This window comes from Gallintestinimicrobium propionicum, assembly GCF_025567525.1.
Lineage (GTDB): Bacteria > Bacillota > Clostridia > Lachnospirales > Lachnospiraceae > Gallintestinimicrobium > Gallintestinimicrobium propionicum.
The window spans coordinates 21,537-34,519 of record NZ_JAOQJY010000014.1; the positions used below are offsets into that span (position 1 = coordinate 21,537).

Below are 12,983 nucleotides of genomic sequence, written 5' to 3' on the forward strand. Positions count from 1 at the left end.
ATGCAGATCATCTGGAAGAAAAAGTGCATTATAGCGCGGTGTTTCAGGCACATGGCTTCAGGACTGTTGCGTATACTGATGATTTGAACTTCCGAGTTAATAATACAAGCCTTCTAAATGGAGAGGGAAAACTTGCTATTCTGGTGCAGCCGGGTGTTTATGTGCCGTATGATATCCGGAAAAAATGCCGGGAGGAAGAAATTTCGTTCGAGTCATTATTTCCAAAGTTGAATAGCGCAGTTCTGCGAGAAAGCAAAAATCTGGATTTGGAACTTCTTACGCTGGCGTATCAGACTGATTTTGAGGAATACCATGAACGGAAACAGACGGAAATGTTTTTTCGCCGCAAAATGTATTCTCAGAAAAATGTTGAGTACTATTTGAGAGATTTATATGAATGTGCGTTAAGTCAAGCGAAAAGTGTTGAAGATTACAGGGCTTGGTTTGAGATTGCGGAGAAAAAAGCGACGATTGATGTAACCGCAGTAGAACATAATGTTGACATTGATACTTCGGAATTGAATCGGGCGTTCTGCGCCTATGCGATGAAAAATTTTGGAAAGTTGTCTTCGGAAATCAACCTGGAATCACCGGTCATGGTAAGCAGTGTCATGGATTATATCCATGACCATAGTGAAAAGGCTGCCATTATCGTAATGGATGGTATGTCAGAATTTGACTGGACGATATTGAAAAGATCGTTTGCGGGAATTTGTTATCGCCAAAGTGCTGCCTTTGCCATGATTCCATCTACGACATCTATTTCTCGCCAATGCCTACTGAGTGGAAAATATCCCAGTCAGCTGATTGAACCGTGGAAGCAGAGTAAAGAGAAGAATGAATTTTACGAATGCGCAAGAAAATATGGGTATAAGGACAATCAGATAGGTTATGAACGAGGGTATGATGCAAGCTTTTCGGCGTTTGTAAAGTGTGGGGCTGTCATCATTCTTGATATTGATGAATTGGTTCATGCCCAATATCAGGGACGCATTGGAATGTTGAATGATGATACGGTGCTGATGAAACAGAATAAGCTTGCTGAGCTGACCAAACGATTGTTGCAGGATGGATTTGATGTCTATATTACAGCAGATCATGGAAACACGCCTTGTACAGGACTGGGACGATTGACCGGCTCTGGCGTTGAAGTTGAAACAAGAAGCCACAAAATGGTGGTATTGAAGGATTTTGCTAATAAAGACAGTTTGATAGAACGATATGGCCTTCTGGAATATCCGAAATATTATTTGCCCAAAGATTATGACTATCTAATCTGCAATGTGGGGGATTCTTTGGATATCAAAGGTGAAAATGTAATGACGCATGGCGGGATTTCGCTTGACGAAGTGGTGGTTCCGTTCATAATCGCGAGGACGGAGGATTATCATGGCTAAAATGGTTGGTTTGTCAAGAAAACTGAAATTGCCTTGGCTGAAATATACAGTTGACTTAGTGGCGGACGGAACATCGGAATCGGAGATTAAAGATAAGCTCAATGAGTATTTGAGCTATGAGATTGAAAGCCCAACAGTTCTTCGTAAGACCAGAGAGATTTTGATGAACATCTGGGTTTATGATAATCCGTACAGCTCCCGCTTAAAAAGCGAGGCAGTACAGCTGATAGAAAAGTATCCGGAATATGCGGTGAGTATCAACTGGTGCATGATGTTGGCGGCATATCCGGTGTTTCTTGATATGTGCAAACTGATTGGAAAAATGTCGGAATTTCAGGATGAAATAACACTTGCCCAGTTAAAGCAAAAGCTATTTGATGAGTGGGGAGAAAGAACAACCTTATATCATTCGATTGATAAATTGATTTCAACATTGAAGGAATTCGATGTGCTACGCTGTGAAAAACCGGGAAAGTATCACATCAACAGGATGACAGTAAATAATGAACAAGTCAGTGCATTTATGGCATATGCAGTGATGAATATTGATGACAGTGGATACTACTCTTTTCAGGAATTGAATGATTCAGTATATCTGTTTCCCTTTGAATATCATGTTGAAAAGGAAACTATTGTTTCAGATGACAGATTTTCAATCAGTACATTTGGCGGTGAGATTTCGATATCGTTAACTTGAAATGAAATATCCGGGAAAGGAGATTTTTATGGCTGATAATCGAAAGAAAGCCTCGATGTCACAGGTTCTGACAGATATAAAGCCTTACATAACGAAAAAGTTTATGGCGACTCCCTGTGTTAAGGAGCAAGACATTCAGGCTATTTGTCAAATTCTTCTACCCAGATACAAGAATGTACAGCTTATGCAGGGACTGACCAACAACAAGCCGGATTTCAGAATTCAGGTAAAAGGTTTGTTCGGGACAGAAGAGAAACGGTTTGAAGTGGTTGGCGGTGATAAGAAAAGACCAGCAACCAAGAAGAAATCCGACCTGGGCTGGATTGATCGGCTGGAAGAAATAGATGCCGCATTAGATGATTTTTGATGGCGATGCAGTGTGGAGGAGGTGCGGCTAAGTGACCTGGGCTGAATATTATGAGCGATATGACGGATGGCAGGAAAGTACTCAGTATAGCCGTCTGGCCTCTATCAAGGACTTCGGACCGGATGGAAGTCCATCTGAGGAAATATGTGACTGCATTCAGTATGTGGATACGCGCACAGCGACCAGCATTCTTCGCAGAGCATTAGCAGCGGGAGTCCGGTTTCGAGCCGCGGAAGTTGCGGAGATTGCAGATAGCGGGCAAATCGAAGATGAAGAAGCACTGGAAAAGTTGATTCAGACAGCTGTGGATGCTTATACGGGGGAACAGCTGGATACGCTGCTGAGCTGTCTTCCTGATCCGGAACCGGTGTTTGAGTTGATTGATAAGATTACTTCCAAACCAACGCACTTTACAGAGGAGGATGTTCTGACACTGCTTCCTAATCTGCCAGATGAGGAATCCATCTATCAGCTGGTCAACTAGACAGATGCGATTTTCACAGAAAATGGGCTGAATGAGTTGTGTGATTATGGTGTGGACGAGTCGCTGATCAGGAAGATTTCAAAGCGTAGCGGCATTCCTTATGCTGATCCGGATGAGCCTGACGAGGAAATTCCGCTTAAAGGGGAACAACCGAAGAAGCCGGGACTGTTCAGCAGTATACTGATGGGAATGGCTCTGGCTGGCAGTCCTAAGCCTAAAAGTACAGGCAGATGCACGGGAGATTGTACTCATTGTCCTCCCCACTATGGTTATCGCTATGGGCGATGGTATTATGGACACGGGCATACACATGGCTGCGAATTCTGTGGAAATGGAGGATGCAGTGGGAAGTGCAACATAGATTGACTTCACTTGCAATGTGGAATGACACGACAAGAATTATTTACATGGGTACGCCAGCAGTACGGCACGGAGCCGGAATACCCCTGGCATGACAGGAATGCTGTGCTGCGGCACAACGACAATAATAAATGGTATGGTGTAGTTCTGGAGGTATCGACTGATAAGTTGGGATTGCCGGAAGCAGACATCGTTGATGTCCTCAATGTGAAAAGTGATCCGCTGTTAATTGGCTCTCTTCGCGGGCAGGATGGCTATTTTCCGGCCTATCACATGAACAAGGAGAAGTGGCTTAGTATTCAGCTAGGAAAACCGGAGTTGGATCATGCCATCAAAGACCTGCTTTCTTTGAGCTATGAGCTGACAGCACCGAAAAAACGCAGCAAAAAGTCATCAGCAAAAAATCCGGGAGATTCCGCAAAAGGAGAATCATGGGTCTGACCCCAATATGTTCTTACCAGCATCTGTAAGTATCTTATGTATGTGACAGGTGAAATCAAGTCGGATGATCCAGCTATTGTAGAGATGCTAAAAAATGGAACCATGCTGCCAGAATAAGTATAAAAGGGGAATAGGCATGAAGGCTTTTCATATGAATAGAGATTCCGTCAGATTAATTATGAGAATAGACCGGATGATGAAGAATTTGAAGAAATCATGTCTATTTTAAAGGAGAATAATTGCACAATTGATGAAACGCTTATGGGACCAGATTGTGATCTTATTCATTGTACCGTACAGTCAGTAAGGTTTGATGTAATCAGAACAATTGATGGCAATGGCAGCTTTATTTATTGCGATAATTCGGACGGAATGAGATTTATTGAAAATATGTTTGAAATGAAATAAGGAGAGATTTGAAAATGAAGCAGGAAACAATAGATCGAATTCGAAAATTTACAGAGGATAGGGATTGGGACCAGTTCCATTCTCCGGCAAATCTTGCAAAATCAATTGTGATTGAGGCAGCTGAACTTCTGGAATGTTTTCAATGGAATGATGAGGAATATGATTTACAGCATGTAAAAGAGGAAATGGCGGATGTCATGGTTTATTGCCAGAATCTGTTGGACAAGTTGGGGCTGGATGCAGATGAAATCATCAATATGAAGATGGCACAGAATGAGGCAAAGTATCCCGTGGAAAAAGCAAAGGGAAGTGCAGCGAAGTATAATCAGCTGTAATGGACTGTGTGAAAGAGAAAAATGTGTCAGTAACTTTTGGAAGGGTATAAGAAGTTATACAGTAATTCGGTCCCTGCCCCCCAAAACATGTATGACAACCGATTGGAAATTACTTCTCCAGGAAAGCTGCCAATAGGACAAACGACGCCACGATTAACGCCAACGACGCCAAAAATGACATTGGTGGCGTTAAAAATGGCGTTAGTAATGCCGGAAATGGCGTTAATCGCAACGAAAGTGGCACTAATGGCGGTAAAGTTCCGCTTAATAAGGAACAGATACAGTTAGAAAACCTGTTGCAGATTATAGAGAAATCTCCATATAAGTGGACTTTTGAATGAAGAAAAAGTGGACATTGGGGATACAAAAGTGGATATTAAGAATGAAAAAGTGGATATTCAAGACAAAAAAGTGGATATTGAAGGCAGCCGCCGGCCTGCGGATTTTCTGATTTCCTACGCGGCACTCAGAAAATCCTGGCCGGCTGAGAAAGACAAGCCACCTCGAGAACGAGGTTTATGAGATATAGTTCCCGGTAATACTGTTTGGGTTTTCCTTGATTTCCTGCGGCGTCCCGCTGGCTATGATCTGTCCGCCCGCTTCGCCGCCGCCCGGTCCCATGTCGATCACATAGTCCGCATTTTTGATCACATCCAGGTCGTGTTCAATGACGACAACGGTCGCACCGTGATGAAGAAGCGCCTGAAAGACGCCCAGCAGAACCTGCACATCCAGCGGATGCAGACCGATGGAGGGCTCGTCGAAGACGAATACGGAATCCTCCTGGGTCTTTCCAATCTCGCTGGCAAGCTTGAGCCGTTGTGCCTCGCCTCCGGACAGTCCGGGCGTTTCTTCGCCAAGGGTCAGGTAGCCGAGTCCGAGCTGCTTCAGAATTTCCAGCTTTTGGCTGACGCTTTTTATATCCCTGCAAAAGTCGATGGCGGTGTTTACGTCCATATCCATCAGCTCCGGTAAGGAAATGTGCGCGCCGCTTTTATTGGTGAGCTTTACCGTGTAAGCTGCCTTGCTGTAGCGGGAGCCCCGGCAGTCCGGGCAGGGGATGTTCACATCCGGCAGGAACTGTACATCAAGACTGACAACGCCGGTTCCGTCGCAGCCGGGGCAACGGAGCGTCCCGGTGTTGTAGGAAAAATCACCGGCCTTGTAGCCGAGGGCTTTGGCATCCGGAGACTTCGCATAAAGCTTGCGCAGCTCGTCGTGGATGCCTGCATAGGTTGCCACAGTGGAGCGGACGTTGATGCCGATGGGCGTGGCGTCCATGAGCTTGACGTGTGCAATGCCGTCGGCATCGACTGCGCGGATGTGGGCAGGCAGTGCACTGCCGCTGATCTTTGCCTGCAGTGCAGGAATCAGGCTCTCCAGTACCATAGTGGTTTTGCCGGAGCCCGATACCCCGGTGACAACTGTGAGCCGTCCTTTTGGAATATCGACCTCCAGGGGCTTTACGGTATGGATCCGATCCGTGGACAGGTGAATCCTGCCGTTTGTAAAGAGCATTTCCTTTTCGATGCAGGGGCGCAGTCTGGTGTTCGCTGTGCCGGAAAGAAACGGCCCGATCTGGGAAGCAGGATCTGCTGTGATGGTGGAAATATTGCCCTGCGCAATGATGTGACCGCCTTTTGCGCCGGCCTCCGGACCCATTTCTATGAGCCAGTCGGATTCCTTCAGAATCTGCGTATCGTGATCGACTAAAATGACGGAGTTTCCGTCTGCAACAAGATCCTGCAGTACACCGGTAAGCCCCACAATATTAGAAGGGTGCAGACCGATGGAGGGCTCATCCAGTACATAGAGGACGCCGGTGGTGCGGTTACGCACGGCGCGAGCCAGCTGCATCCGCTGCCGCTCGCCGGTAGAGAGTGTGGATGCGGATCGATCAAGGGTCAGGTAGCCGAGTCCCAAGTCCATCAGCCGCTTTGCGGTGCTTTGAAAGGCTTCACAGATACTCTGGGCCATGGGACGCATTTCTTCCGGCAGACTTTGGGGGACGCCTTCTACCCAGACGACCAGCTCAGAGAGTGTCATAGCGCAGGCTTCGTCCAGCGAAATACCCTGCAGCTTCGGCGCACGGGCAGCGGCAGACAGGCGTGTGCCATGACAATCCGGACAAATATCTTCTTTGAGAAACTTTTCTACCCGTTTCATGCCTTTTTCATCCTTGACCTTGGCAAGGGCATTTTCTACGGTGTAGATGGCATTAAAATAGGTGAAATCCAGTTCTGCAAAGTCGTTGGAGTCAGATTTTTTCGGACGGTAAAGAATGTGCTTTTTCACAGCAGGACCGTGGAATACGATCTCCTTTTCCTGTTTTGTCAGCTCCCGAAACGGCACATCCGTGCGCACACCCATTTCCCGGCAAATGTCTGTCATCAGGGACCACATCAGGCTGTTCCAGGGGGCAACAGCCCCTTCGTTGATCGTCAGCGAGTCATCCGGCACCAGCGTATCCGGATTCACAGTGCGGACGATCCCGGTGCCGCCGCATCTCTGACAGGCTCCCTGGGAATTAAAGGACAGCTCTTCTGCAGACGGTGCATAGAAATGTGCGCTGCATTCCGGACAGACAAGCTCTTTTCCTGCGGCGACAGCCAGAGACGGAGAAAGGAAATGTCCATTAGGACAGCGGTGGCTGGCAAGACGGGAATACATCAGGCGCAGACTGTTGAGCAGCTCTGTTCCTGTGCCGAAGGTACTGCGGATACCCGGCACACCGGGGCGCTGATGCAGTGCCAGTGCAGCGGGAACATACAGGACTTCATCCACACTGGCCCTGGAGGCCTGGGTCATGCGGCGGCGCGTATAGGTGGAGAGGGCTTCGAGATAGCGCCGGGAGCCCTCCGCGTAGAGCACGCCCAATGCAAGGGATGATTTGCCGGAGCCGGACACGCCTGCAATTCCCACGATTTTCCCAAGCGGAATATCCACATCAATATTTTTCAGGTTGTGGACCTTTGCTCCACGGATCAGCATTTTATCGATCATATTTTCCTCTCATTTCTGTTCGTTTTGATTCATGACAATAGAATGCTCGCAGGGCGAGCATTCTATTGTTTCTAAAGTGTTTCGTTTTTGGGAGCTGCTGCATGATTGCCGGAGCGTGGCAGCTCTGCAGCGATGGTGGTTCCGCTGTCTGAGCTTTCTGCAACCCGGACAGAGCCTCCGTGAAGGGCTGCAATCTCCCATACCAGCGCAAGACCAAGGCCGGCACCGCCGAAGGTTCGGCTGCGGGACTTGTCTACACGGAAGAAGGGCTGAAAGATACTCTGCTGATATTCTTCCGGAATTCCCCGTCCCGTATCGGAAACAAGGATCAGAAGCTTTTCGGGCTCCTGGGTGATGCAGACCTGTACAGAACCGTCTGGACGATTGTATTTGATCGCATTCTCTGTCAGATTGAAGATCATACGATAGATCAGTGCGTCGCTGCCGGTCATAACACCGTCACCTGCAAGCTCCAGAGTGATGCCGGATTTCTCCGCCAGCGGCGTAAGGTCTGTGAAAATTTCCTCCACCATGGGAGCAAGCTGAATGGATTCGTTTCGTTCTACCTGCTGCAGATTACTCATCTCCAGCAGGGTTTTTGTCATCTGGGACAGCCGCTCCGTCTGTTCCTGCAGCAGGGAGAGAAAGTCTGCCGTTTCCGGCGGCATGTCGGGATGCTCTGCACAAAAAAGCTCCAGCTGCGCCTGCATCAGCGCCAGAGGTGTGCGCAGCTCGTGGGCAGCGTTGCCGGTAAACTGTTTCTGGGCAGAAAAGGCATTGTTTAACCGCTCCAGCATCTGGTTCAGGGAGTGACCAAGCTGTCTGAATTCCGGCAGAACATTTTCGTTGATCCGGATATCTGCCAGATTGTTCAGCTGTACCTTTTCTGTCTGGGAGGCAAAGCTGCGCAGGGGCTTCAGGGCATGCCCGCTGACGAAGTAGGCAAGAATACCGCTCAATGCCGTCACCACCGCCGTGATATACCAGTTTGTTGTGCGAAAGCGGCCCTGTGCTCCATCAATAAGGATCGTCAGCTCGCCGTCAGGCGCTGCCAGCTGCGGATCAAAGCTCACGGTGTCTTCCTCGTCGAGGAGGATCCTGTCGCCGCCCTGCAGTGTGTCGGCGATGGTATCCATATAATAGATGCCGGAGGAGCAGAGCAGCAGATTCATGGCGATACAGGTAACGCCGATGAGCAGAGCAGTCATTAGCGTGATGCGCCATTGCAGAGAAATTTTTTTCAATCTGTGTCACCTCCCATTAGATAGCCCTCGCCGATGCGGTTGCGAATGGGGTCATAACCTAATGCAGCGCGCAGTTTTTTACGCAGGGCAGAGATATGCACACGGATGGAGTTGCTGAAGCTGTCCACGCTGTTGTCCCAGACATGCTCCATCAGTTCCTCCTGACTTACCGGCCGTCCCTGATGTACCATTAAATATTCCAGAATACCTGTTTCCTTGCGGGTGAGGGCCAGCGTCTGTCCGTTAACGGTGGCGGTGCGGGAACGGGTATCGAAGCTCAGAGTCTTGAAGGTCAGCAACACATCCTGCTGGGTGAACTGCCGCAGAGTCAGGCTGCGGATGCGGGCCTCCAGCTCGGCTAAGTGAAAGGGCTTTGAAAGATAGTCGTTGGCTCCGGCATCCAATCCCTCCACCTTGTCCTTCACCTCACTGCGGGCGGAAAGGATCAGCACAGGGGTTTTACGATCCCTTTGACGAAAGGTGCGCAGTACTGTCATGCCATCCTTACCGGGCAGGTTCAGATCCAACAGAACCAGATCATACCGCTCTGTGCCAAGAAGCTCCAGTGCCTTATCTCCATCGTAACAGTGATCCACGCTGTATGCCAGACGCCGCAGACTGCGGACGATTGTCTCGCACAGGACGCGCTCATCTTCAATGACCAAAAGGTGCATAAGAATCCTCCTATTTTAATAGCGATTGTTTTCCCATAATTATAGCAGAAGCAGATAAAGTTTGTGTTAATTTTTCATTCTTAACAGAGACTTTAACTGATTTGTGCTATGATCAGAACGTAAAAAACAGAAAGGGTGATAAAAAATTGCGTTACAAGAAAAAAGTCGCAGCGCAGATCGCACTGCTGATAACAGGAGCTGCAATGCTGTGCTTTGGTGCCTGGAGAGGCGAGGCAGCGACGGTACTGAGTAAAGCCATCAAATTATGTCTGGAGTGTGTGGGAATTGGATAAGAAAATTTCAGGTGTATCACAGCTTATGTCCCGTTTTCGGGGCTGGATCCAGGCAGGCGCAGCTTTATTGACCAATCTGCATCTGCCGAATTTTATCAAGGGCGGACTCTATCAGGGCACAGGAAAAACGGTCTGCGTACCGGGGCTGAATTGCTACTCCTGTCCGGCAGCCTCCGGCGCCTGTCCCATTGGGGCATTTCAGGCAGTGGCAGGCTCCTCCCGGTTCCGTTTTTCCTATTATGTAACCGGCTTTCTCATTTTACTGGGAGTATTGCTGGGACGCTTTATTTGCGGGTTTTTATGCCCCTTCGGCTGGTTTCAGGAGCTACTGCATAAAATTCCAACGAAAAAGCTCTCCACAAAAAAGCTGAAGCCACTGACCTATCTGAAATACGTGGTTTTGCTGGTAATGGTGGTCTTGCTGCCGGCATTGGTTGTAAACGATGTAGGCATGGGAGATCCTTTTTTCTGCAAATACCTCTGTCCTCAGGGTGTGCTGGAGGGGGCGATCCCGCTGTCTATTGCCAATTCCGGCATCCGGGCGGCACTTGGCTCTCTTTTTACATGGAAATTCACCATTTTGCTGGGAATCCTTGTACTGAGCATATTGTTCTATCGCCCCTTCTGTAAATGGCTTTGTCCGTTGGGAGCATTTTATGCCCTGATGAACCGGGTGTCCCTTTTTCAGATGAAGGTGGACGAGAGCAAATGTGTTTCCTGCGGGAAATGCGCCGGAGCCTGCAAAATGGATGTGGATGTGACAAAAACACCCAATCATGGGGAGTGCATCCGCTGCGGGATGTGTGTTCGTGCCTGTCCTACCGGTGCGGTTTGCTTCCGCTACGGCTTTGACGACGGGAAAGAGGCTGCAAATGAAACGACAAAAGAAGCTGTAAATGAAACGACAAAGAAAACTACAAAAAAAACAAATATGGAGGAATCAAAATGAACAAAAAGAAATGGATCAAACTGGGACTGACTGTACTGCTGGCATTTTCTCTTACAGCCTGCGGCACAAAGGACAGCGGGAATGCAGATCAGAGCAACAGTGCTGTTACGATGACGGCGGAAGCAGAAAATGCCCAGGAGGCACTTTCTACGTATAAGAAGCTGATGGATCAGGAGAACGAGATTCTTTCGGAGAATACCGATTTGTGGGAAAAGGTCTATATGGAGGCTGACAAGGGTTCAGCCATGCTGGAAAACGGAAAAAACTACGGAGATTTTCTGCTGGACACGATAGAGAATGTCAAAGATCAGTTTTCGGACGAAGAATATGAGCTGCTCAAAACCTCTGCTGAAAAGATCAGCGAGATAGAAAACAAGCTGACGGAGCTGGAGCAAAAATATCCTGAGATCGTGGAGCAATCCATGGACAGTGAAACGAGTATCCCTGGGGACAGTGCCCAGGCAGGCTCCTCTGAGGATAGCAGTGTACAGAAGTTTCCTGCCTTTGAAGGCAAGGATCTGGATGGAAACCCGGTCAAGAGTGACGAGCTGTTTTCCAGGAATGCAGTAACCGTGGTGAATTTCTGGTTTACCACCTGCAGTCCCTGCGTAGGCGAGCTTGGGGAGCTGGATGCGCTGAACAAAGAGCTTGCAGAGAAAAACGGCGCACTCATCGGTGTGAACTCCTTTACGCTGGATGGGAATGAGGCAGAAATTTCCGAGGCGAAGGACGTACTGGCCAAGAAAGGCGCTACGTATCAGAATGTGTATTTTGACTCTGACAGCGAGGCGGGAAGATTTACCACCGGCATTTATGCCTATCCCACTACCTATGTAGTAGATCGGAACGGCAATATCGTCGGGGATCCCATCGTGGGCGCTATTACGGAGAAGAATCAGGCGGAAACGCTGCAAAAGCTCATAGATCAGGCCATTGCTTCCGATACGGGAGAAAACGAGGAATAACAGGACTACAGGCTGTGGCGTCACCCGACAAATTTTTGAAAAGTGCATTGGATTTCCTGATGTAAAATGATAAAATGTCTTCAAGGCAGAAAAATGGCACGTGTCGTGCATAGCTAAAATTTGGAGGGAAGCATGGGAAAATCAACAGTTTATTTTACGGATTTCAGGTGCCCGGTTGGTACAAGTCAGCTGGATAAGTTAAAAAAGGTCTGTCTCGCGGCAGGCATTAAAAGTATTGATATGGACGGCAAGTTTGTCGCGATCAAAATGCACTTCGGCGAGCTTGGAAATCTGGCATTTCTGCGTCCGAACTATGCAAAGGCAGTGGCAGATCTGTGCAAGGCACAGGGTGGCGTTCCGTTTTTGACGGATTGCAACACCCTTTATCCCGGCAGCCGCAAAAATGCGCTGGAGCATTTGGACTGTGCAAATTTAAACGGCTTTAATACCATCACAACAGGCTGTCAGATTTTGATCGGAGACGGTCTGCGGGGTACGGACGAGGTAGAAGTACCGGTTCCGAATGCAGAGTATTGTCCTGCACCGAAGATCGGACGTGCAATTATGGATGCGGATATTTTTATCAGCCTGACGCACTTTAAGGGACATGAATCTACCGGATTTGGCGGTGCCATCAAAAATATCGGCATGGGCTGCGGCAGCCGTGCAGGCAAGATGGAGCAGCATACCAGCGGAAAGCCGGCTATCGATCTGGAAAAATGCCGCGGCTGCAGACGCTGTGCACATGAGTGCGGAAGCGATGCGATTACATATCTGAATGGAAAAGCGGTTATCGATTACGACAAATGTAAGGGCTGCGGACGCTGTATCGGAGCATGCAGCTTTGATGCAGTCTACAATGAAAACAGCTGTGCAAACGAGCTGCTGGACCGGAAGATGGCAGAATATGCGATGGCTGTCTGTCAGAACCGTCCCTGCTTCCATATTTCACTGGTGCAGGATATCAGCCCCAACTGCGACTGTCATGGCGAAAATGATGCGCCGATCCTGCCGGATATCGGTATGTTTGCAAGCTTTGACCCGGTAGCACTGGATCAGGCGTGTGCGGATGCCTGCCTGCAGGCGACTCCGATCGCAAACAGCCAGCTTGGAGAACATCTGGCAAAGCCCGACTGGCATCATCATCACGATCATTTCCTGGATTCCAATCCGAATGTGGAATGGGAAGCGACGCTGGATCAGGCAGAAAAAATCGGTCTGGGCACCCGTGCATATGAACTGAAACGGGTCTGAATCGATGTGTATTACCAAAAACGGCTCCGAAAACAGGGAGCCGTTTTTTGCAGATCATCTAAAAAAGAGGAGGATATGGGGTATGTCTTATTTTCAGGATGCGTCACCGGAA

At 48.6% G+C, this 12,983-nt stretch carries 14 protein-coding genes; 11 read left to right on the forward strand and 3 right to left on the reverse strand.

What is annotated here, in order from left to right; genetic code table 11:
- The first annotated feature begins 38 nt into the window (after window positions 1–38).
- The 7 genes from OCV62_RS11105 to OCV62_RS11135 all read left to right on the forward strand — a co-directional run bounded on the left by OCV62_RS11105 (window position 39) and on the right by OCV62_RS11135 (window position 5,011).
- Window positions 39–1,397, forward strand: a complete 1,359-nt coding sequence (locus OCV62_RS11105) for a PglZ domain-containing protein (RefSeq protein ID WP_262586701.1) — start codon at window positions 39–41, stop codon at window positions 1,395–1,397.
- A complete protein-coding gene (locus tag OCV62_RS11110; protein ID WP_262586702.1) occupies window positions 1,390–2,094 on the forward strand; it encodes a hypothetical protein in 705 nt (234 codons plus the stop codon). Before OCV62_RS11105 ends, OCV62_RS11110 begins: the two co-directional genes overlap by 8 nt.
- 28 nt (window positions 2,095–2,122) lie before the next feature.
- Complete coding sequence (locus OCV62_RS11115) at window positions 2,123–2,461, forward strand: hypothetical protein (RefSeq protein ID WP_262586704.1); 339 nt, start codon at window positions 2,123–2,125, stop codon at window positions 2,459–2,461.
- A 31-nt stretch (window positions 2,462–2,492) separates the two neighbouring features.
- Window positions 2,493–2,945, forward strand: coding sequence for a hypothetical protein (locus tag OCV62_RS11120; protein WP_262586706.1), 453 nt, complete (start codon window positions 2,493–2,495; stop codon window positions 2,943–2,945).
- A 384-nt stretch (window positions 2,946–3,329) separates the two neighbouring features.
- Window positions 3,330–3,746, forward strand: a complete 417-nt coding sequence (locus tag OCV62_RS11125; protein WP_262586708.1) for an MmcQ/YjbR family DNA-binding protein — start codon at window positions 3,330–3,332, stop codon at window positions 3,744–3,746.
- Between the two features lie 422 nt (window positions 3,747–4,168).
- Entirely contained in the window at window positions 4,169–4,489 is a 321-nt protein-coding gene (locus OCV62_RS11130; protein ID WP_262586709.1) for a nucleotide pyrophosphohydrolase, read from the forward strand.
- 333 nt (window positions 4,490–4,822) lie between these two features.
- A complete protein-coding gene (locus OCV62_RS11135) occupies window positions 4,823–5,011 on the forward strand; it encodes a hypothetical protein (protein ID WP_262586711.1) in 189 nt (62 codons plus the stop codon).
- On the opposite strand, the gene OCV62_RS11140 is transcribed toward OCV62_RS11135, so the two are convergent.
- The 3 genes from OCV62_RS11140 to OCV62_RS11150 form a co-directional block, all read right to left on the reverse strand.
- Window positions 5,006–7,492: an excinuclease ABC subunit UvrA gene (locus tag OCV62_RS11140; RefSeq protein ID WP_021914692.1), complete on the reverse strand. Its 2,487-nt coding sequence runs from the start codon at window positions 7,490–7,492 to the stop codon at window positions 5,006–5,008. The genes OCV62_RS11135 and OCV62_RS11140 overlap by 6 nt on opposite strands.
- Before the next feature lie 71 nt (window positions 7,493–7,563).
- Window positions 7,564–8,736, reverse strand: coding sequence for a sensor histidine kinase (locus OCV62_RS11145; protein WP_262586715.1), 1,173 nt, complete (start codon window positions 8,734–8,736; stop codon window positions 7,564–7,566).
- Window positions 8,733–9,410, reverse strand: coding sequence for a response regulator transcription factor (locus OCV62_RS11150; RefSeq protein ID WP_262586717.1), 678 nt, complete (start codon window positions 9,408–9,410; stop codon window positions 8,733–8,735). Before OCV62_RS11150 ends, OCV62_RS11145 begins: the two co-directional genes overlap by 4 nt.
- Before the next feature lie 146 nt (window positions 9,411–9,556).
- On the opposite strand from OCV62_RS11150, the gene OCV62_RS11155 reads away from it, so the two are divergent.
- From OCV62_RS11155 to OCV62_RS11170, 4 genes are all read left to right on the forward strand, one after another.
- Complete coding sequence (locus tag OCV62_RS11155) at window positions 9,557–9,703, forward strand: CD1871A family CXXC motif-containing protein (RefSeq protein ID WP_021914695.1); 147 nt, start codon at window positions 9,557–9,559, stop codon at window positions 9,701–9,703.
- Entirely contained in the window at window positions 9,696–10,652 is a 957-nt protein-coding gene (locus OCV62_RS11160) for a 4Fe-4S binding protein (protein WP_330667369.1), read from the forward strand. Before OCV62_RS11155 ends, OCV62_RS11160 begins: the two co-directional genes overlap by 8 nt.
- On the forward strand, window positions 10,649–11,617 hold the full coding sequence (locus OCV62_RS11165) for a TlpA disulfide reductase family protein (protein ID WP_262586719.1): 969 nt from the start codon (window positions 10,649–10,651) through the stop codon (window positions 11,615–11,617). Before OCV62_RS11160 ends, OCV62_RS11165 begins: the two co-directional genes overlap by 4 nt.
- 132 nt (window positions 11,618–11,749) lie before the next feature.
- Window positions 11,750–12,871 carry a DUF362 domain-containing protein gene (locus OCV62_RS11170; protein ID WP_262586720.1) on the forward strand — a complete coding sequence of 374 codons (1,122 nt, stop codon included), beginning with the start codon at window positions 11,750–11,752 and terminating at the stop codon, window positions 12,869–12,871.
- The last annotated feature ends 112 nt before the right edge of the window (window positions 12,872–12,983 follow it).